Annotated in this window: 12 protein-coding genes; 3 read left to right on the top strand and 9 right to left on the bottom strand. The window is 34.6% G+C overall.

From position 1 onward, the window contains the following. Positions 1–89: 89 nt before the first annotated feature. The 9 genes from NU08_RS17060 to NU08_RS17020 all read right to left on the bottom strand — a co-directional run bounded on the left by NU08_RS17060 (position 90) and on the right by NU08_RS17020 (position 20147). A complete protein-coding gene (locus tag NU08_RS17060) occupies positions 90–971 on the bottom strand; it encodes an inositol oxygenase family protein (protein ID WP_129748319.1) in 882 nt (293 codons plus the stop codon). A gap of 496 nt (positions 972–1467) precedes the next feature. After that, the gene (locus tag NU08_RS17055) at positions 1468–5499 is read right to left on the bottom strand and encodes a two-component regulator propeller domain-containing protein (RefSeq protein ID WP_129748318.1); all 4032 of its coding nucleotides are present in this window, start codon (positions 5497–5499) and stop codon (positions 1468–1470) included. Positions 5500–5552: 53 nt separating this feature from the next. Beyond that, on the bottom strand, positions 5553–7388 hold the full coding sequence (locus NU08_RS17050; RefSeq protein WP_129748317.1) for a metallophosphoesterase family protein: 1836 nt from the start codon (positions 7386–7388) through the stop codon (positions 5553–5555). Positions 7389–7606: 218 nt separating this feature from the next. Further along, on the bottom strand, positions 7607–8167 hold the full coding sequence (locus tag NU08_RS17045; RefSeq protein ID WP_129748316.1) for a hypothetical protein: 561 nt from the start codon (positions 8165–8167) through the stop codon (positions 7607–7609). 15 nt (positions 8168–8182) lie between these two features. Beyond that, complete coding sequence (locus tag NU08_RS17040; protein WP_129748315.1) at positions 8183–10456, bottom strand: GH92 family glycosyl hydrolase; 2274 nt, start codon at positions 10454–10456, stop codon at positions 8183–8185. A gap of 20 nt (positions 10457–10476) precedes the next feature. Beyond that, complete coding sequence (locus NU08_RS17035) at positions 10477–12789, bottom strand: GH92 family glycosyl hydrolase (RefSeq protein WP_129748314.1); 2313 nt, start codon at positions 12787–12789, stop codon at positions 10477–10479. 268 nt (positions 12790–13057) lie between these two features. Next, positions 13058–14671: a RagB/SusD family nutrient uptake outer membrane protein gene (locus NU08_RS17030; RefSeq protein WP_091134444.1), complete on the bottom strand. Its 1614-nt coding sequence runs from the start codon at positions 14669–14671 to the stop codon at positions 13058–13060. Positions 14672–14690: 19 nt separating this feature from the next. Next, on the bottom strand, positions 14691–17702 hold the full coding sequence (locus tag NU08_RS17025; protein ID WP_129748313.1) for a SusC/RagA family TonB-linked outer membrane protein: 3012 nt from the start codon (positions 17700–17702) through the stop codon (positions 14691–14693). A gap of 276 nt (positions 17703–17978) precedes the next feature. Then, a complete protein-coding gene (locus NU08_RS17020) occupies positions 17979–20147 on the bottom strand; it encodes an alpha-N-acetylglucosaminidase (protein WP_129748312.1) in 2169 nt (722 codons plus the stop codon). A gap of 339 nt (positions 20148–20486) precedes the next feature. On the opposite strand from NU08_RS17020, the gene NU08_RS17015 reads away from it, so the two are divergent. From NU08_RS17015 to NU08_RS17005, 3 genes are all read left to right on the top strand, one after another. Continuing rightward, positions 20487–21221: a helix-turn-helix domain-containing protein gene (locus tag NU08_RS17015; RefSeq protein WP_129748311.1), complete on the top strand. Its 735-nt coding sequence runs from the start codon at positions 20487–20489 to the stop codon at positions 21219–21221. Between the two features lie 72 nt (positions 21222–21293). Next, positions 21294–21848 carry a dihydrofolate reductase family protein gene (locus NU08_RS17010; RefSeq protein WP_129748310.1) on the top strand — a complete coding sequence of 185 codons (555 nt, stop codon included), beginning with the start codon at positions 21294–21296 and terminating at the stop codon, positions 21846–21848. Between the two features lie 180 nt (positions 21849–22028). Next, a partial coding sequence (locus tag NU08_RS17005) for a MarR family winged helix-turn-helix transcriptional regulator (protein ID WP_129748309.1) occupies positions 22029–22484 on the top strand: 456 nt, incomplete at its 3' end.

Below are 22484 nucleotides of genomic sequence, written 5' to 3'. Positions count from 1 at the left end.
ATAAAATATCAAGCTATGTGTGGGAAACTAGTTCTTATAATACATCTTTAGCTCAAAAAACTATGTTTCTATGTATCTATCTGGCCTTTTTAAAACTTCAATTTCTCAGGCAGATATTTAGCCACTAATTCTTTATAATAAGGAAGCAATGCCTTTACATCGGGTTTAACTGGGGCTTTTGTATACAAATCGTAAGGATTGAACTTTCTAACCCAGTCAAACATTTCAATGTCTTTTTCATTCATTAAATGTGAATACGCATTTTCTTTGTGCTGAGAATAGAATGAATGATAACGAATCATGTATAAAGCTGGTTCTGGCAGGTAATCTTTCATAATCTGATATAAATATTCGTCATGTCCCCAACTCATCTTTACCTTATCCAATCCGCAGTTTTCTGTGTAGATTCCAAATTTGGTATTGAATCTTGGATCTGTGTAATCTGGGTTTTCTTTAAAAAATTCTGAGTACACGATTTTATCCGAATAGGCACATCCAACAGGAAATGTATCTCCTACAACTGCCCATTGCGGCTCTCCAAACAAGCATAATATTTTACCCAAATCATGAATAAAACCCGTCAAGACAAACCAATCAGGATGGCCATCAGCTCTAATTGCTTCTGAAGTCTGTAAAAGATGCTGCGTCTGATCTAAATCAATATCTGGGTCACTGTCGTCTACAAGCGTGTTTAAAAAATCAACAGCTTCCCAGATTGACATTTCTTTTTTATTGAATTGCAGAAATTCCTGTTCTTTACTGCAAACAAAATCATAGGTTTGATACGTATGGTTTATTCTATAAAACTCCTTAACTGTTTCTACCCTTTCTGAATCGACATAATTCCTAAATTCTTCTTTTTGCTTTTCTTTTACATTTTTTTCAGAAGGATCAGGATATCGCATTAGTAAATCATCTTCCCATTCATCTAAATTTTTCAAAGGATTATCTGTATCTATATGCTTTTTCATAATGCTTAATAGTTAAAAGTTACAAGACAAAAATAGAATTACATACTCCTTTCAAAATGGACTAATACATCAAAAACATGGATAAAATTGATTATTGTAGGATTTTTTCACACTAAACAAACGAAAAGCTATGGCAATGTGTTTTTTGCCACGAATTCACGAATTTTTATTTGAAGACAGATGCTACTTCTTTTTTTAAGTAAAAATTACACGGATTTTTTCTAAATTATTTAGATGAATATTTATAATTGTTTAAGGGCAGAATACCGCTAATGGAAATATATTTTGTACCCAAGGTTGAAACCTTGGGCTATGTTTTTAATGGAGTTAAAATCTTTACGGAGTTACTTATGGAAATTTGCTTCACCTATTCGCTATCACTCAGGTTCTCGTCGGAATGAAAATAAGCGATTTGTAGAAATTAGTGCAATTAGAACAAAAATCCGATCTAATATGAGCTAAAAAAATTCGTGAATTCGTGGCAGAAAAAACTTAATTATATCAGTTTACTCGGCGGAAAACCAAACTGTTTTTTGAAGCAACGGCTGAAATATAACGGATCATTGAAACCAACCAAATTGGTTACTTCAGAAACATTATACTTTTTAGTTTTAAGCAATTCTGCCGATTTTTTCAAACGTATGGTTCTTATAAACTCGTTTGGGGCCAAGTCGGTAAGTTCTTTTATTTTTCTGTAGAGTTTAGACGAACTTACTCCCAATTTATCACACAAGAAATCGGTAGAAAGATCTACTTCACTTAAATTATCATTGATCAGATTAGTCACTTTTTCCATAAATTCTTCATCTATTGGCGAATGTGTGAGCATGCTTACTTTGCTTTCCACTTCTCCAGAAAATTTCTGTTTGAGCTCCAATCTCGATTTGATCATATTCTCAATAACTGTTTTCAATAATAATGGCTCAAAAGGTTTTACAAGATAACCATCTGCTCCAGTGTCGTAACCTTTTACTTTATCCATATTTTCAGAAAGCGCCGTCAGCATTATAACCGGAATATGGCTGATAAATTCGTCATTCTTAAGTTCTTTACAAAATTCTAGTCCATCCATAACAGGCATCATGACATCTGTAACGCATAAGATAGGCTTAATTTGTCGGCAGATTTTCAAACCTTCCTGCCCATTTTCGGCTTCGTAAACTTTATAATAATCAGACAAATAATCAACTAGATATTTTCTTAGTTCACTATTGTCTTCAATAACCAAGATTTTTTCTTTTAAATCTGTACTTTGTATGATTTTCTTAGCTGCTTTTTCTGGAATAAGCATGCTTAGATTGTCATTTTTAAGAGCATATTCAAACACTTCTTTATTCTCATAAGAAGAGCGATCTATCGGAATTTCGACTCTAAATGTACTTCCTTTTCCTGGTGTGCTTTCAACCGAAATAATCCCTTTATGAATTGAAACCAAAGATTTTACAAGCGACAAGCCAATTCCCGATCCGGTATTGTTTGCCTGACTGTTAGACGCCTGATAAAAACGTTTAAAAATTTTATTCTGGCTTTTGAATGGTATTCCGATTCCATCATCAGTTACCTCAATTACCAAAATATCTTCAACCGTATCTTTAAGCCCGACATACAAATCTACATTTCCGTTTTTATTGGTAAACTTCAAGGCATTCGATAAAAGATTATACAGTATTTTATCATACTTGTCATTATCCAGCCATCCGTTTATCTGCTCATCTTCAGAAATAAAATTGAGCTTGATTTTTTTGTCGAAAGCCATTTCTTTAAATGAATCAAAAATATTCTTAGAATAGGAAAGAATATCCGTCTGTGTCACCTTTAGCTTCAACTCACCTGATTGCGCTTTTCTAAAATCTAAAACCTGATTTACCAGATTCAACAATCGGCTTGCATTTTGATAAATCAGATTGTATCTGCTTTTTTCATAATCGGTTGCATTGCTGTTTTCCTCCAAAAGCTGTTTTGCAGGCCCCAAAATCAATGTCAAAGGAGTTCTTAATTCATGCGAAATATTCGTAAAGAAACGCAGTTTTTCGTTGTTCAGTTTTATATCATGTTCTCTGTTTACTTTTTCGGTAAGCAGTTCTTGTTTTAGTCTTATCCTGTTTTTAATCTCTCTTCTGATGAAATAAAAAACGCCAAACAGAATTGCAAAAAACATTAGAAACGAAGTTGGCGTGAGCCAGAACGGAGGCAGGATTTTTATTTTATAAGAAACCGTTTTACTCCAATATCCGTCACTATTGCTCGATCTGATTTTAAAAGTATAGTTTCCAGGATAAAGGTTGGTATATTGAACGATTCTTGAGGTACTATTTGCCGTAATCCAATGTTTATCAAAGCCTTCTAGCATATATTGAAACCTGTTCAATTTTTCATTTGCAAAAGAAGGAGTAGAAAACTGAATAGAAAAATTGCGGTTTTTATGGCTCAGCTCAATTTCTTTACCATAATTCAGATCTTTTGAAAGCGGTATTTCTCCATTGATTTCCATTTCTGGAAAAACTTCTTCGTTCTGAATTTTAAATTCAGAAATCACCGGCAATGGCGACCATTTGTTTCTTTTCATAGCTGGAGGCGAAAAAGAAATAATTCCGTTTTTCCCTCCCAGAAAAATATTCGAATTATTAAAATAAAAGAAGCCGCTGGAGCTGAAAACGTCCAATCTATTACCGCTGTTTACATGATAGATACTGATTTCTCTCAAATCAGCTTTAACAAAAGCAATATTATTGTTATTGATATTTAGCCACAAATTCCCTTTTGTATCCGAAAGAATATCGGTAATCCATTTTCCCGAAAGTTCTTTCAAATTTTTTATGGGTTCAAATTCGTTCTTTTTCGGATTGTATAAGCATAGTCCAAAACGTGTTGAAGCCCATATCTTGCCTTTTACATCCACTAAAACATCGCTTACATTTTCATCATGAGGAACTCCCTTTTCTTTAACAAAAAGAGAGGAATAGGTTTCTATTTTCCCTGAATTGATATTGTATTTTACCACTCCCGTTTCTGTAGCAAACCATATATTATTTTTGGCATCCCTATCAATCGCATTGATTTGAAAGTTTGGCAAAAGCTTGCTTGAAGTCTGTATCTGTAGAGTTTTAGTATTTAAAATTAAAGCACCTTCTCCAAATGAACCCGCAATGAGAGATTCTCCATCAATTTTAGAAAAAGCAAAAACAGGCGAATTATCAAATCCGGTATGTATTTCTCTGGAAGAATTTGTCATGTAATTGTACACCAAAATATTTCCATCCCAAAGACCGCAGTAAAATATCTTTCCATCATCTGAATAAATGCTGGCAATATCTTTTCCTGTATTATGCAACGGGACTGAGCCTTTTGTATTGGAGATAAAAAGTCCGTTATGATAGGTCGCAACAATTACTTTTTCATCGTATGTTTTTGCAAAACCTCTTATTCTTGGCGCCTGATTTCCAATAGAACGCGATATGTCTTTGTTTAAAGTAAACTGATTTTCATAAGGATCATATTTATCCAGACCATCTTCGGTTCCAATCCATAGTACGCCAGATTTATCAAAATAAAGTGAGGCTATTAAATTATCAACCAGCGAACTATCATCTGACAAAATAGAATAATACCATTTGTAATTTCCTTTTTGAATATCTTCCAACTCATTGCAAACCAGCAACCCTCCTAACGTTCCAACCCAATATTTCCCGTCTGGGGCTTTTGCAACAGATAGAAAATATGGACCTAAAGCGCCTCTAACCTGTTTGTTATCGATGTATAGATTAACAAACTGATTTCTGGCTTTATCCAATTTATACAATCCTTCTCTAGTTCCGATAAAAATATCTGATTTGGCATCTTCATAAATAAAATTGAGATAGGGATTTTTGACATTTGAATTTGGTACAGAGAGCGTATAGGTCATAATCCTGACAATTGCCCCTTTTGCATCCATTGTAATTTTGGCCACACCTGATTTTTCATAACTACCAACCCAAACATTGCCTTTTTTATCTTCAAAAATCTCTTTGACATAATCAAAGCCTTTTAGCTGGACTTTTTCAAATCGGTTTTCTTTTAGAGAAAACAAATAGACTCCTTTGGTCTTTGTACCCACCCAAACTCTCTTAAATTTATCAGCATAAACCGATCTCACTTCATCATCAGGCAGGCTGTTTGGATCGTCTTTTTTATGAAAAAAAGTAGTAAAGACATGAGTGTCCATTTTAAAAAGCGTCAATCCTTTTCGAGTGCCGATCCATAAATTATTAGAAGCTTCATCTAATTCTAAAGCTGTAATATCATCATTGTATAATTTATTTTTTCCAGGAGTAGAACTCATATAATTCTTGAACTGATAGCCATCGAAACGGTTTAATCCAGAGAATGTTCCAAACCACATAAAACCTTTTTTATCCTGCACAATATGGCGTACCGAATTATGAGACAGTCCATTATTATCATTATAGTGCGCAAATTTTATATTCTGTGAATACGAATAATAAAAACTGCTAAACAATAAGAATGCTATAAGGAATTTTAGTCTCATGAAAATAAATTATAAATGCAATTTAATCTTTTTTGATTTAAAAAATATCAAAATTATTTAACAGATAAATTATCAATTTTACTGTTTTTTAAATCAATCATAAAATGATCCGAAGGTTCGCCATTCATCGTTTTATTAAATATTTCTGACCATAAAATCAGTTTCTGATCATCTGCTTTTTTTAACTGTCTGCATATGATTTCATATTGTTTTAATCTTTCTTTTCCAATTTTTGAAAATGCTAATTCGTCAGCACTTTTTAAACGGTAAAAATCGAAAATCATATCAAAACCATTCCAAGATTCAAAATCGGAAAGGGTCAGAGAATTCTCTTTCAAATCTCTATCTGCTTCTTGCATATTTTTGTTCTTTTCTAATAAATCTCTTCCTGATAGGTTAACTATTGATTTTAGAAATTCTGCAGGAAAATCCTCAGGCAAAAACCTTAGACGAACCAATTCTTTTAAATGCCAATTGGTAAATTCTTCATAATCTTTTGCTTTGAGAATTTCTTTATCCCAAATGTCTTTGCTTTTTATTTCTTTTAAATGAGCATATTCCTCTTCATAAAAAGGAAATAGACTATTGAATTTATTTACTTTTCCAATTACGACAGTTTCGACCTCTAGTGTTGAATTGGAATGAATCGTCAGTATTTTATAAGCTGGCATATAAGCGGCAAGCGATGGAGTTTGAATATTAAACAGTGTATTTCCTTTTGCTGTTGTTCTTACGCCTGTATCGTTTATGTGCATGTGTCCCCCAAAATGAATCTGAATTCCAGCATCTGCAAACTGCTGTGCGACATCTTCATTGGGAACACGCTGCAATTGCATTTTATCGGCGCCGAAAAGCAGTTTTAATTCAGCTGAAGCATTATTATTAAATTCTACCATTGGATAATGGCTAAAAGCAATTAGTATTTTTCCTTTTGCTTTTGCTTGCTCTGCCACTTTTTTTACCCATTTTAGCAAATGGCTTTTATAAATCAGAACATTATTGTACCCTGTATTTGCTCCAGAAAAGTCATGAGGATCATTTGGTTTTCCTGATAATTTTTCATTCGGAACATACGCATTGGCATCAATTGCTAATAGCCAGATTCCTTTTACAGATTCAACCAAATAACTTGCATCTGGCAGCAACAAATTGGTGTTTTTAATTGTATACGTTCTTTTTTCTAAAGCGGATTCTTTTTGGGCTTCTTCAAAATTATATTCTTCGTACGAATAATTTGAAAACGGTGTTTCCCAGTATAAATCAGTCTTTTTAGGAAAGAAACCAAAATCACGCATTTCTTGAATCGTTTCTTTATAGCCCCAGTTTTGAATATCTGCAGTTATAATGGGAACTAGATCGCTTTTACTTGTCTTGAAATTATTTGAAGAACTACTGATGATTTGCTCTTTTCCATCTTTTCCGAGAAAGTCCGTTTTAACGGCATCTTGGGAAAAAGGCCTCACAACATCGTGATTTCCTGTGGTTACATAAAATGAAATACCATATTTCTGAGAATAATCGTTGAGTATTTTTCGTAATCCGCGAACATGAACGGGCTGTCCATCATCACTAAAGTCACCTGGAAGAACTACCTGTTTTATGCCTCTTTTTGCAATGTCATTTAACGCTTCTAAAAAAGCAAAGTAGTTTTCATTAAAAATTCGAGTTGAATGCAGTTGCGCATTCATGGTTCTAATGTTCGCGTATTCGCCCGTTACAGGGTTTTGAATGCCTTGATAATTGCTATCTTCAAATTTGGCAAAAATATCCTGTAAATGAGCATCGGCTATAAAAGCAATCTTTATTTTTTGGCCATGCGAATGCTGTTCTGTTTTACAGGAAATCAGAACTGCAAAAATCAATACCCAACAGAAATTTTTAAATGCCATGGTTTATTATTATAACTCAGAAACTTTAACCCTTTGGGTGAAATTAATTTTAACACATAGAAACATAGCTTTTGTAAACTTTAAAAAAGGCGTTTCACTTATTTGAAAACACATAGCTATGTGTTAAAGCTTGCTTTTTTTGGTAATCTTAAACAAAAGCAATAAAATAGTCTATGTTTCTATGTGTTAAAATTAATTTTACCCAATAGTTAACTTTATTAATCCACAACCTTTACCAACGTTGGGTTGATCCCTAATGGATTATTTGTAATTTTACAGATTAAGGGAAAATCGGGATTTTTTACAATCCACATTTCAGTTTCATCAATCTTCGCTTTTACATGCAGAGCATCAATTGGTTTGCCTTCAATTAGAACACTTTCTGCATTTTTTTCATCTAGAACATAGGTTGTATTATTATAAACAAAGAAACCTTTTTTTACTAAATCTTGATAAGCCGATCTAGAAATCATAAAAAAAGTTTCTGTTGGTTTTAAATTTAAAACAGGTTCATATTCTCCTTGATTAAAACTTAATTCGGTTCCATTTTGCACAGCTTCAGAAAGCATTACAATTTTACTTTTCACGCCTCTGGTTTCCAATTTAAAAGCTAATTTATCAGTTGCTATTTCTGCTATGAGCTGCAGACTTCTGGTTTGTCCGTGAAGCTTGCATACATAATGCAGCTGTGTGTTATTTTTAATTGTCGGAATGTATTGCTGTGCGGTTCCTTTCTGATAAACGATGCAGAAAAGAAGCATTAAAAATATATTTTTCATCCTGTTTATCATTTTTTATTTATTTGGCGGTAAAATTGTCGTTCCCCAAGCTGATGGTTTTGAATCCATTTCTAAAACCAATTCGCCACCGTTATTAATATCATCATGCATAATCCATGCTTTGTTGTATGGTTTTCCATTTAGTAGAGCGCTTTTTATGTATCTGTTTTTATCCGTCATTTTTTTAGCTGAGATGGTAAACTTTTTACCATTTTCCAACTGTATTACTGTTTCTTTAATCAAAGGCGTATTGATCAGATAATAAGGCTGTCCAGCATTTGGGTATAATCCCATCATGTGGAAAGCCAGCCAAGAAGACATAGCGCCAGAATCATCATTTCCTGGCAAACCTTCTCTTGAAGCATTAAAATTATTCTTTATAATGGTTCTAATCCTGTCACTACTCAAATAGGGCTTCCCAATCCAGTGATACAAACATGGCGTTAAAAATGACGGCTCATTGGCGACATTAAACAAATTATGATCAAAGAAAATATCCAGCCTATTTTCAAACGCTTTCTCTCCTCCCGATTTTTTAATCAGTTCTGGAACATCATGCGGAATGCTAAATGAATATTCCCAAGAAGTCCCTTCGTAGAAAAACACGCACCAATGGCATACATACCAAGGAGATTCGATAATAACAGGCGTATATTTAAAAGTAGGTTTCTGGATTTTAGATTCTCCAAAAACGACATCATCAAGCCAGTTTCCGTCTTTGTCTTTTGGCATGATAAATCCTTTTGCTCCGTTATTTTCATAATCGGCACGCCATAAATTCTGCCAGCTTTCAGCTTGTTTCATGTATTGATCATACAATTCTGTTTTGCCTAAACCTTTGGCCACTGTGGCAATATTATAATCGTTGTACGAATAATCGATTGTTCGGTTTCCTGCGCGGTCAGTGCCATAAGGAACGTAACCTAATTTAAGGTAATCCAAAAGTCCGCCGCGACCTTCTCTTTCTTCATTTCCTCCCGGCGGCACTGTAGCGTCTTTAATCATGGCTTGTAAAGCCAATTCGTAATCAATTCCTTTTAAGTTTTTCACAAAAGCATCAGCTATAACCACCTCAGCATTTGATCCGCCTTGAGTTCTTCCATTATCATTTCCGCTTCTTCCTTCTGGCATATATCCTTCACGTTTGTAAATATTAAGCATCGCGTTGATTATATCTACTTTTCGTTTGCTGTCAATTAGCGTGATTAACGGACTTGAAGTTCTAAATGTGTCCCAAATCGTATAAAAATCATCGTAATACGGCTCATCATTTGTCCATAAAGGATTCTCTCCTGTTCTATCCACAGGCATAATCATAGTGTGATACAAACCTGTATAAAACATTTTTTTATATTCGTCTGAAGTGTCTTTTGAAAGCTGAATACGACTTAATAAATTCTCCCATTTATTTTGTAATGTGTTCAATACATTATTAAAATCCCAATGCGGAATTTCAATATCTATATTATTCTTCGCTTTTAATTCGCTCAAAAAAGAAATTCCGATTTTTACATTCAATTCTTCTTTTCCTCCATTTCCGAAAGACAATAATGCTGCAGTTTTTTTGCCAGAGTCAAATTGGCTTTTCTGATTGGTATAGAATTTTCCGTCTTTAAAAGTTACATATTTAGATATAGGCTGATCGAAAACAGCATAAAAATAAACCGTGTAAGCTCTTCCATTGTTCCATCCGCCTCTAATTCTGCTATAGCCTCTCACTTCCGTATCTGAAACTATTTCAATTTGTGACCCAACAAACTGCTGGGCTTCTCTAGCATCAGGAATCTTTTCTTCTCCGAGAAAAAATCCTGGGTCTATTTTTAATTCTTTGGAACTGTTTTTTGGATATGTAATTCTATAAAATGAAACTTTCTCACCTGTTGTGATTTCGGTTTTGATATTATTTTCTTTGAAAATGGTTTCGTAGTAACCTAGTTTTACATTTTCTTCAGCTCTAAAAGAAGTCTGATCCATTTTATCCAAAGTACCCGAAAAAGGCATAATCAGTATGTTCCCGTACTTTGGTCCTCCCCCCGTTCCACTCACATGCACCTGACTGAATCCCGTTACTTCTTTTGGTTCTGGAAGCCAGCCGCTGTTTGGACTAGAAGTACAATCGGGACTTGGCTTTACCATTCCATACGGACAAGACGGGCCAATAAAAACTCTTCCCACGCCTTCTGAACCTATCATTGGATCAACATATTGATGCACATTCTGCTGAGCACTGCTATTTAGGGCAAGAAAGAAACTTGCTGCTAAAAAAATGAGCGACTTTGTATTTTTCATTCTTTATTATTTCTTTAGTATTAAGATTTTGGCTGATCTGACATTTCTAAGATTAACTCACCTCCATTTGTAATCTGTTGATGCGAAAGCGTAAAGTCTTCTACTGCTTTATTATTGTATCTGATGTTTTTTATATATACATTTTCTGAGCTATTATTCTGGGCTCTAATTACAAATGTCTTTCCTGAATAATATGCTGGATTCAAATCTATCGTAATTTTGTTGAAAATTGGGCTTCCTATTTGGTAAACTGCATCCTTGTCTGTTCCCCCATTCATTTGAAACAAGCCTATTTTAAGCAAAACGTTTAAACTTCCCATTAGACCTTGGTCTTCATCTCCATTATAGCCAGTTGCAGGAGATAATCCGCTGAAAGTGGTTTTCACTACGTTTCTAGTCCAGAACTGCGTTAAATCGGCTCTTTCTAAAAGAGTAAATATATTGGAAGTTTGGATTGATGGCTGATTTCCGAAATTTACAGGAATCCTGCTGAATTCTGGATGCAATTCTGCGTCATGTGAAGTTCCTGAGGTATAATTTTGCTCTTTAGCTGTTTCAAATTGAATATTCAATTTTTCTGCCGCCTTTTCTTTTCCGCCCATTAATGCTGCTAAACCTTTAATATCATGAGGAACAAACCAAGTTGACTGTGCTCCGTTAGATTCAATAAATCCATTTTCATACTGATACGGATCGTAATTCTCTCGCCATTCTCCTTGCGCATTTCTCGGACGCATCCAGCCAATTGATGGATCAAATATATTTTTATAATTCTCGGATCTTTTCATGAAATATAGATAATCATCTTCATGGTTCAGTTTTTTTGCCAGCTGTGCCAAAGTCCAATCCTGATAGGCATATTCTAAAGTTTGGCTTGCTCCGTCTTGGTGGCTGCCAAAATCCCCATCAGGAAGCGGATACGGCACATATCCTTTTTGCAAATAATATTTTAGTCCGCCTCCAATATTGGTATTGTGTTCATATCCAGCTTTTCCCATAATACCGCCTGGCATATGATTTTTTTTGAGTGCAGTATAAATCTCTTCTAAATTTTCTTTTACAATTCCTTTTTGGATTGCGCTCACTATAAATGGAGTTGTCGATGCTCCTGTCATTACATACGTATCATTTCCGCCAGCGGGACCCCGAGGAATAATACCTCCATCTTTATAATACTGCATTAGCGAATGCACAAATTCTTCCATAATCTCAGGATAAACCAATCCCCAGAGGTTGCTAATCGTCCATTGTGCGCCCCAAAAAGCATCAGAATTATAATGGTTGAATTTCGGTTTTCCATCAGCATTTACAGGCAGCTGTCCCACCCTAAATTTTTCTCCTGTATTATCAGGATAAGCTCCATTTGCATCGCTAATCATTTTTCTTCCTTGTAAAGCATGCCATAAATCGGTATAAAATCTTCTTTGATCGTTTTCAGTACCTCCTTCTATTTTTATTCTTCCTAATAAAGCACTCCATTCTTTTCTTGAATTGGAAACTGTTTGGCTAAAATTCCAATGCGGCAATTCTGCTTCGATATTGATCGCAGCGTTTTCTATTGCGGTATAAGAAATGCCGACTTTCATCAGTATCTGTTCTTTTGTTCCGCTAAAAAGGACTAAATAATTCCCCGTTGCAGGATCTCTTTCTACAGAAGCAATTGGCTGATTTGTTTTGACTTTAAAAAATACGGTCAATGGTTTTGGACGCCTGAAATTAGTACTCAAAACTAATGATCCTGAAAGTTCAAAATCATTGTTTTTTTCTAATTTTCCATTGGTATTTTCGCAAGGGCCTAAAATGGTATTGAGGTTAAAAAGAATGGCTTTTTGTGCATTTTTGGGAAAAGTATATTGATGAAATCCAACTCTTGGTGTGCTGGTCAATTCTGCTGTAATCTGATATCTATCTAATTTCAACGAATGGTATCCTGGTGTTATGATTTCGGTCTGATGGCTGAATTTGGAATAAAAATCTTTAAAAACGGTTGATTTATTCGTGTCAGAAATCGTAACTGGCATTATAGATACACCAGACATCTGCCATTCGTGAATGTGGCTGAAACCTTTAACTGTGTCTGTAGTGTATTTATAGCCGCCTCCCCAATCGCCTTTAATTTCAGTATCGGGACTTAAATTAACCATACCAAAAGGACGGCTTGCTGATGAAAAGTAAAACCATCTTGAATTTTCGGTGTCCAACAACGGATAAACCATATCTGACAATTGTTTCTTTTGTAGAGAATTGGTTTTCTGAGCGTTGCATGACAATAAAAAAACTAAAGTCAAACTTATGGCAATATGTCCTATTTTATAGATTTTACTTAGTTCCATTTATGCTGTGTATTGATGGGACAAAATTGGGCTGATAATGATTTTAATAAAAATTAAAAGAATGTTGCAAAGCTTAATCTCTCATTTATCTTCAAAAAACACATTTGATTAGGCTTTGCAAGCATTCTAAAAATGAAACAAAAATGAATTGGTTATTATAAATAGCAAAAACCAATGTTACTTTTAGTAAAAAGGAGAAGAATTTTGTGCTCTTCTCCTTTCAAAATTAAATTGGGTTACAATGCGTACCTATTCAAAACCCTTATTTTTAATATCCGTCATTTTGAATTAAAGCTGGATTTAAAACCATAGCATTGGTTGGAATCGGGAATACACGACGATAAACATCTGTATTAGTTTTATAGCCCCATGATCCTTCATATTTTCCAAAACGAATCATATCGTTTCTATGCCAAGCTTCCCAAGCAAACTCACGGCTTCTTTCTTTGTAAAGCTCTTCTAAAGTAACGCCGCTTACAGGTGCAGATGTTGTACGGTTAGAACGAACCATGTTTACCAATGCATCTGCACTTTGACCTAAAGTTACAGCGCCTCCGCGAAGGATTGATTCTGCTTTCATTAACAGCACATCTGAATAGCGTAAGAAAGGAACATCATTCTTTTGATTACGATTTGTTGAAGTGGCATCTGGGTAGAATTTAATATTTCTATACCCCATGTTCCAAGCAATTTCATCGTTTCCAAGATCAAATAAAGCTTCACTCTGGCGAGGTATAATATTTGGCGTTAAATTTACTTGATAAGTGTATGAAGCACCTCCGTCAGATCCTGTGTAAAACTGGTCATATCCTTTTTTAGTTGTTGTAACCATAACTGGAGTCACGCCATCATTCATGTACTGAAGACCAGTCAACCACTGTTTGTTACGAATATCATTAGGATCATTAAAATAAGCATAAAATTCAGGAAGCGTACTTCTAGGCGCACTTGGCGTAAAAGAAAGACCAAATTTAGCTCTCTCAGAACGTGGCACATCATAACGTGCGTGATACATTTGTCCGTTGTAGCCAACTGTAACTGCTGCTGGATCATAAGGAACTGCAAAAATAAACTCTTTCATTTGTGGTCCATTGGTCGGGTAAAACATCTGCAGGTAAGTTGCTCTTGGCTCAACAGCATATAATCCTGAATTAATTACCTCATCGCAAGCTGCAATACAATCTGTATAACGTGAGGTTCCTGAATATATCTCAGCATTCAGATATAATTTGGCTAGCATTGCATTGGCAGTCTGTTTGTTTGGTCGTCCATAAGTGCTAACCCCAGATGCAGGATTCAAATTAGGAACGGCACTTTTTAATTCCTTTTCAATGAAATTAAAAACTTCTTTTCTTGGTGTTTTAGCATGAGCAGTAAAATCTCCATATAAAGTATCCAAAGGCACATCTCCATAACTATCCATTAACATGAAATAAGAAATAGCACGCATTGTTTTGATCTCTGAAATCAGAGTCTTTTTCTCTGTTCCTTCAGGCATTGTCTGTCTTAAAATTGAAATCGTCTGATTGCATGTTCCAATCACTTTAGATGTCCAGTCCCAAAGACTTCCAATGATACCATTATCGGCATTCCAGTCATGGTAATGCATGGCAATATAATTTCGATTATCAAACCAGTTTCCTCCTCTTGCAGGCAAAATAGATTCATCTGTACTTAAAGATTGAGCCCACCACCAAGCAAAAGAAAATTCTCCTCTGAAAGCTACATAAACTGGACCCGTAGCCTGAACATATTGTGTTGAATTTTGAGGAAACACATCAGGTGTCAATTGTGTTGTAATAGGCACATCAAGGTCACTGCAAGACCATACTAAACCAGCCATAAGTACTGGGAGTCCTAAATATTTTAATATCTTTTTCATAATTTTTAGCATTTAATTTTTAGAAGGTCACATTTAAACCGAACAAATACGTTCTTGTTTTTGGATAGAAGTTATTTGAATCTACACCAGGAGCTGTTCCTCCTTGTTCTACCTCAGGATCAATTCCAGTATATTTAGTAATCACAAATACATTATTTACCGTGTGATAAAGGCGAAGACTGCTTATGTATCTGCCCACTTTACCAAAATTATATCCTAATGTCATGTTGTCCAATCTTATATAGCTGCCGTCTTCGATAAAACGATCTGAATATTTAAATGAGTTTAAATCATTTGGAGATTCATTTCCTGCATCAACCAAAATATTATTGGTCATTGCCGTGCTTGGTCTAAACAAATCGGCACGAGTTGCGTTGAAAATTTTATTTCCAAAAACTCCTCTGAAGAAAATACTTAAATCAAATTTTTTGTATTGAAAATTATTTGCCCATCCCATTAATAATTTAGGCTGTGCACTTCCTGCATAATGATAATCTACTCCGATTTGCGGTGTTGTAGTCAAGTCACCATTTTTGTCATAATACTGAGAAACCCCATCTGCATTTTTCCCTGCATATTTCAATGTAAAGAATTGCCCAAGAGGTTTTCCTTCTTTAAAAATCTGCAAAGTACTTCCTGTTTGTCCACCTCCGTCTGGCTGTACACGGCGGATAGAGTCACCTCCAACAAAAAACGGACTAGTTAATTTCACGATCTCATTTTTGTTATGAGCCAAATTCAGGTTAGAATTCCAGCTGAAATTTGCCGTTTTAACTGGAGTTGTGCTTAAGCTAAGCTCAATACCTTTATTAGACATTGTACCTCCATTTGCCACAATTGTTCCTACTGGCACCAATACTGGATTAACATTATAGTTGAAGATCATATCTGTTGTCTTTTTGTCGTAAACGTCAACAGAACCTGTTACTTTTCCTTTTGCAATAGAGAAATCAAGTCCAATATTTGCTGTCGCTGTTTTTTCCCACTTCAAATCAGGATTTGCTGCCTGGTTAGGTCCATAAGCCCCAATCTGCTGTCCGTTGTAATAAAAAGTTCCTAAACTTCCAGATATAAATTGAGCCGTGTAAGCATTAAACCCAGAAGAATTTCCTGTTACCCCCCAGCTTGCACGCAGTTTCAAATCGCTAAAAACATTCTGGTTCTGCATAAAACTTTCTTTATCTAATCTCCAAGCACCTCCTACAGATGGAAAATATCCCCATTGGTTATTTGCACCAAACATAGATCCACCGTCTCTTCTTAGAGATCCTTGCAAAAGATATTTATCTTTATAATTATAGTTTAAACGTCCGAAGTATGAAATTAAACGTGTTTTTTGGTAGGCTCTGCTATCTCCAAAATTTACTACATAACCATTAACTGAAGTGTAATTACTTAAAGCTAAGTTATTATATCCAACATTATCTACAGGAAAGTTTGTCGTAGTAGCTTGAAAACCGTCTCCTAAAGTATTTTCCTGCCATGAGTAACCCAAAACAGCTTTTATTTTATGATCTCCAAATGTTTTATCCCATGTGAAGAAACTCTCTATAATATTATTTCTAGTTTCATACGAATTTCTCAATGCAGAACCATTTACACCAAAATTAACCAATGTTTTTGTCAAAGGTGGATCTGGGTTATTGTAAAAGTTGGCACTGTTGTATTGAGAATAATAACTGTCATAAAACTCTCCATGAGATGCAGTTAATCTCTGATGTGCTAAATTCAAATTATACGTAATTCCAAAAGGAAGTTTTACTTCTGCAGTAAGATTACCTACAAGGTTGTCTGTTCTAGTTTCGTCAGTACCATGCTCAATTAAGGCTACAGGGTTAAAATATCCTGGGCTCACAAAATTTTCAAAAAGACTACCGTCAGGATTTCTTACCGGAGATACAGGAAGATAACTTGCTGCCTGCAAAAGCACTGTATTACGTTGCGGTACATTTTGATATTTCGTATTTGAATTAGTAACGTTCAAGCCAAATTTAACTTTATCGTCAAAAGCATATTGTTCAACAGACAAACGAGCAATTATACGAGAGAAATCACTTTTTAACATAACTCCTTCTTTATTAATCGAAGTGATGCTTGCAGTATAGCTTCCGTGATCTCCTCCACCACTCATAGAAAGGTTATGGCTGCTTGATTTGGCACGTCCAGGTCTTAAAATTTCTTTTTGCCAGTTCGTGTTGGCACCTTTGTCATTTTCTGGAGTAAAATTTAAATTGTTTCTTGTTGTAAAATCTCTCAACTGATCTGCATTCATCATATCCAGATTGTTTGAAACTTCTTCCCAACCAACATATCCATTGTACGCCACTTGCGTTCTACCCTTACTTCCTTTTTTTGTTGTTACCATAATAACCCCGTTTGCAGCACGGTTACCATAAATTGCTGTTGCAGCAGCATCTTTCAAAACGTCAATAGTCGCAATATCATCTGGCGAAATCACAGAAATGTCTACACCAGGAATACCATCAATTACATAAAACGGTCCTTGAGAACTATTTAATGTTGAAGCCCCACGCAAAACAACAGAAGCCGTTTTTGTTGGATCGCCACTGGAAGAAATATTCAAACCAGAAACCTTTCCTTGCAAAAGTTGTCCAACGTCGCTGATTGCACCTCTGTTCAAATCTTCAGCCTTAACAGAAGAAACTGCAGTGGTTAAGTTTTTACGTGATCCTTTACCGTAACCTACAACAACAACTTGTTCTAGATTGGTTGTAGTAGAAAGCAATTTAATCGAATAATTTGTTTTCGTTCCGTCTAATTTAACAGCTTGATCTTCAAATCCCATAAAAGAGAATACAAGTGTAGCATTTTTGTTTGAAGCAGTAATTTTAAATTTACCGTCAAAATCTGTTGTTACAGTATTAGTTGTACCTTTTTCAAGTACATTAACGGCTGGCAGAGGAATACCTTTGTCATCCAATACCACACCTGACACATCTGTTTTTTGTGCCCAGGTATTAATTGAGAAGCCAAAGAAGAAGGCTAATAATAAAAGTTTAAGTTTTTCCATTGTAATATTGGTTAATTAGTTAAAGTATTGACGAAATTAGCGCTAAAGAAATGTTAACAAATGGACAAGTTATTCATAAACATGGATAATTTCTATAAAGTCAATGGTAATAAGGCTTTGCAAAGTTTTTTTTCTACAATTATATAGTCAAAAACTGACTAATAAATCGATTTCGAAAGTTTTTCTTTTTCATACAGATAGTATCGCTTTAGGTTATTTTATAAATATGAGCTTAAATTATGTTTATATACGCATTAATTGTAATCTTAGAATCTTTTATTTGTTTTTTGTCCAATTAATTTCCCAATTTTTAATTGATTCTCTTTCCTTACTTTCATCAAAAGAAGTATTGCCAACTGATGCCTTTTTTAAAGCTTGCAAAAACATTTTCCATCTTGGCCAGTAAAATTCTTTATACATTCCTTTCCATGATCTTGAAGCATAATCATTAAGATGCCCTTCTCCACCCCAAAGAGTTATTAATGTTTTAGCATTTTTGATATATAATGAAGAAACCTCTGCCGAACTTCCGTAATCTGAGGCCGATTTAACCCATTGGTCTAAATTATTTAAAGGTTGTCCAGACATCATCTTATCTGTTTCTAAAACTTGTTTTTCGATCTGTTTAAACAATTGATCTCCTTTTGCAATGTTTTTCTCCTGATACGCTTTTACGCATTCAATCAATTCTTCGTCAATAGAAAGTGAATTGTAATGCCTTGAAACATCGATTAAATCGTATTGAATAAGATTCTTCTTACTGTACTTTTTAGCTTCTATTTTCAAAATATCCAAAGCTTCTTTTAATTTGCTTTTGTCTCCCGGATTTCCTTTAAACTCTGTAATTTTGATTGTAGGACGTTTGAATAATAGATATGCTCCAGCCCAGTCGTTCCACCAACGTGTTTCCCAATATTTAACATTATAAACAGATTTGATCAATAATTCCCAAGCATGAAAAACAGATTCTGAAGTCTGCCCATACCTTGCATTTAAATATTTAGCCATCCAATCATTTAAAGGCTGTTCTGCTTTAGTCCATGGCAGATCATATATATATTCGTAAACTATCGAATTGTTATTTAATCCTTCAGGCATTGCTCCGTAGCCTACAATATTTCCTCTATTTGAATTTTTAAGTAAGCTTGCTAATTCGTCTTTATAAAAATTCAAATCTCCATAAACAGGGTTCGATCCTCCGTAATTATGCACATATCCGTATGTCCATTGTTTGCCATAAAAAGCTTCTTGATTTTCCCATACTTTATATCTATCGTTGGCATAATCTTGAACCATCACTTTCTCATTTGGAACTTTGCTTAAAAATGCCTTCGTCGCTTCCTTTGTCCAAAATTCTTTATTATCTCCAAAAAGCCATCCTTGCATAACCCAAACTGCACCAGGAGCCGCTTCGTTTATAGTTTCATAAACAGCACTTCCATAATTAGAAAGTTCTTCATATTTATTATGTTCTGAAACAGGAGGTTCTATTTCATTGAAAGAATCGGCTAAATAAAAATTAGACTTTCCGTACATTTTGGTATAAATTTCAATAAAGCGTTTTCCTATTTGTTTGAATAAAGGATCTTTGGAATCTAACAGAAAAGTGCTTGCAAATCCACCGCCTGACCATGATTTAAGTTCGGTTATTTTAGCTTCGGGATGTTTTTCGGCGAAAGCCTTTGGCACATAACCGCTAAAAGCTGGCACAACAGGATGCATATCTAAAGCTCTCATTCGTTCTAAGATTTTCTTTTGAAGAGCTTCTTTTTTAAAAAACCACTCCTGTGGCAACGGTCCTTCTAGACTATTAATATTTCCCATACGCTGCCAAGGCAGATAGGCTGGGCCTGCAAAGTGAGATTCTAATTGCGCATTGGTTAAGCCATATTCTTTCCACAGTTCCTGCCAAACCGCTTCTTGACCTTCCATAGCAGTTGGAAGATTTATCCCGTGAAAAGCCATCCAGTCAATTTCTTGTTCCCAGCGTTTCCAATCCCACCAAGGAGTTGTATAGCCAAAAGTACAAGCATTGAGGTATTCTCTGTATTGAAAAGGCGTATCTCCATTTTTTGAATATTTCGGCCATGTTTTAGGCAGTTCAATTCTGGTTCCTTCCCAACTAATTAAAACTGCTCCTATGTCTTTTAAAAAATTATATGCAGCATAGCAGATTGCTGTATTAGTAGAAGCTTTTATCTTTACGAGATTATTATCTGTTTCAATTTCAAACCAGTCCGATTTACTTTTTTTGTCTTCCTCAATGCTTAACTGAAATTCGTTAACGCGACTCCCAACAAGCCTTTCAATAACCCCAAAAGCACTTTTTGTTTTTTCTTCATTTTGGCAAATCCCTTTTACGGAACCGCAAAACAAGAGCATACAAGCCACAACAGCCAATTTCAGGGAACTGCTCTTTTTAATTTTAAAATTCTCACTTTTCATATAAATCATATATTTATTAAATTGTCTTAATTCACTTTAGCCAAATAAAGCAAAGGAGATTAAATAATTAAATTAATCTCCCCTGCACAAACAAAACCTAACAAAAATTTTTCACTAATAATTAGCGGTCTTACATAAAACCCAGAACCAAACCATGAGATCCTGAACTGAAAAATAAAATTATATATAATGATGTCCTATAAGATGGATTTATCAGTCAAAAGCATAGACATATTTCACAGACTATTTAATAGGCATTTTTGAAATTAAAGCTTAAATTCGTACCAATCTGCTATATCGAACGAAGGTTACCTATTTTTGAAACAAAAAAATGGATGTATGGAGTACAAAAAAATAAAACCTTGTAAAGAATTAGAGCCTTACATTCATTTCTTTTGGGAACTGAAAGGAAACCTATACAAATCACAACAGGAACGAGTTTATCCTGACGGCTGCAGCGGAATTATAATTAATTTAGGAAATAGCTGTTTGACCGATAATGGCTCTCTTTTTTTGGAGTTTGGAAAAACCTATGCTGTTGGTGCAATGGATTCTTATAAAGACAGTTTAATAGATATGGATACTCATTTAGCAGGAGCATGTCTAAAACCAGCTGCTTTTGCCAATTTCTATAGCTACGACCCGCAACGTATATTGATAAACAATACTGTTGAATTTGAAAAATCTAATTCCTTTCATACTGATACGGTATTTGAAAAATCATTCGATTATTTTAACCGCTTCTATTTGGATAGATTAAAAAATAAAAACATTCCTCTGCAATCTGTTATTAATGATATCGATTTAGCAAACGGACAAATCAGCATTTACGAATTGGCTAAAAAGAATTGCACAACAGTAAGACAGTTGGAACGTAATTTTAAAAAATACATTGGACTCTCACCAAAAGAATATTCAAATATCATTCGTTTTCAAAATGCTTTAAATATTATTAAAAAAACAAATCAAGATCGAAGTCTTTCGGATATTGCATTTGAATGTGGCTATTATGACCATTCGCATCTCAGTAATGAAATTAAGCGAAATACTGGACTTTCACCATCATCATTGTAATTTGTCGCATTTTTACAAAGTATAATCGGTGGCACAAAAGTACATTTGACAAAACATTAAACTTAATAAAAAATGCGAAAAATATCACTTTTCATCGCTATGAGCTTAGATGGCTACATAGCAAAGCCAAATGACGATCTAAGCTTTTTGAAACTTGTCGAAAAAAAAGATGAAGATTATGGATATGCAGAATTTACTGCTAATGTAGATACTTTAATTATTGGCAGAAAAACTTATGATTATGTTCTAAAGGAAATTGGTTCATCTCATTACGACAACGGTCAAAGAGATATTTATGTCATCACACGAACTGAAAGACCACAAATAGGGCGGACAATTTTTTATACAGGAAATATAGTCGAACTTGTCAAAAAACTAAAATCTGAAAAAGGCAAAAATATTTATTGTGATGGCGGCGCTGAAGTCATAAATGAACTTCTAAAGAACAATTTGATAGATGAGTTTACAATTTCAGTTATTCCCATTTTATTGGGTGACGGAACAAGACTTTTTAAAGATGGAAGACCAGAACAAACGCTTGAATTTATTTCGGCAAAAACATTTGAAACTGGATTAGTCCAGCTATATTACAAAAAGAAAAATGAATTGGCAAAAGGAATAATATAGGCTGAACTTACGCCAACGTATAAGGATTTACACACTTTGCAATCCATCCTTCACTGCTTTCTTCCTCGGCATTTCTCACGAGAATGTCTGATGTTTGGCGTAATGCTTCCTGAATAACGTTTCAATAGAGTTCACATTCTCATATAAATTATTTATCTTTGTCACTAAGATACTTAGTTTATGAGTGAAATTAATAACCAAGATGTACTGTTAAGATTCCAAAATGCGAGCAGAAAGTATTCTGATGCATCTGCATTTATGCATGCTGCGATTGCACGAAAAGCAGGGCTTTCGGGAACCGACCACAAATATCTAGGGCTTATTCTTCCCTACGAATCTATAACCGCGGGAGAAATTTCAAAACTTACGGGTTTAAGCACAGGTGCCGTAACGGGATTAATAGACCGATTGGAAAAAATGAAGCTCGTGGAAAGGCATTTCACCAAAGAAGACCGAAGAAAGGTCATCATTGTTCCAAATGTCGAAAACAGCATGAAGCTTCTCAAGCCTTCCTTTGACGAACTGCAGCAGAAAACTATGGCATTGCTTTCCACTTTTTCAGAAGAGCAGATCAAAACTATAGAAAGCTATTTTATTAAAGCCACAGCCATAATGGAAGAAACAAAAGATAATTTA

The organism is Flavobacterium anhuiense, assembly GCF_004151235.1.
GTDB lineage: Bacteria > Bacteroidota > Bacteroidia > Flavobacteriales > Flavobacteriaceae > Flavobacterium > Flavobacterium anhuiense_A.
The sequence above is the reverse complement of the archived record's forward strand: the minus strand, read 5'-3'. Positions and strand labels throughout refer to the sequence as shown.

Excerpts from the sequence above, each read along its gene's own strand:
- NU08_RS17030 (WP_091134444.1), bottom strand. The coding sequence starts at position 14,671 with ATGAAAAAGATATTAAAATATTTAGGACTCCCAGTACTTATGGCTGGT.
- NU08_RS17010 (WP_129748310.1), top strand. The coding sequence starts at position 21,294 with ATGCGAAAAATATCACTTTTCATCGCTATGAGCTTAGATGGCTACATA.
- NU08_RS17020 (WP_129748312.1), bottom strand. The coding sequence starts at position 20,147 with ATGAAAAGTGAGAATTTTAAAATTAAAAAGAGCAGTTCCCTGAAATTG.
- NU08_RS17040 (WP_129748315.1), bottom strand. The coding sequence starts at position 10,456 with ATGAAAAATACAAAGTCGCTCATTTTTTTAGCAGCAAGTTTCTTTCTT.
- NU08_RS17060 (WP_129748319.1), bottom strand. The coding sequence starts at position 971 with ATGAAAAAGCATATAGATACAGATAATCCTTTGAAAAATTTAGATGAA.
- NU08_RS17050 (WP_129748317.1), bottom strand. The coding sequence starts at position 7,388 with ATGGCATTTAAAAATTTCTGTTGGGTATTGATTTTTGCAGTTCTGATT.
- NU08_RS17025 (WP_129748313.1), bottom strand. The coding sequence starts at position 17,702 with ATGGAAAAACTTAAACTTTTATTATTAGCCTTCTTCTTTGGCTTCTCA.
- NU08_RS17055 (WP_129748318.1), bottom strand. The coding sequence starts at position 5,499 with ATGAGACTAAAATTCCTTATAGCATTCTTATTGTTTAGCAGTTTTTAT.
- NU08_RS17015 (WP_129748311.1), top strand. The coding sequence starts at position 20,487 with ATGGAGTACAAAAAAATAAAACCTTGTAAAGAATTAGAGCCTTACATT.
- NU08_RS17045 (WP_129748316.1), bottom strand. The coding sequence starts at position 8,167 with ATGAAAAATATATTTTTAATGCTTCTTTTCTGCATCGTTTATCAGAAA.
- NU08_RS17035 (WP_129748314.1), bottom strand. The coding sequence starts at position 12,789 with ATGGAACTAAGTAAAATCTATAAAATAGGACATATTGCCATAAGTTTG.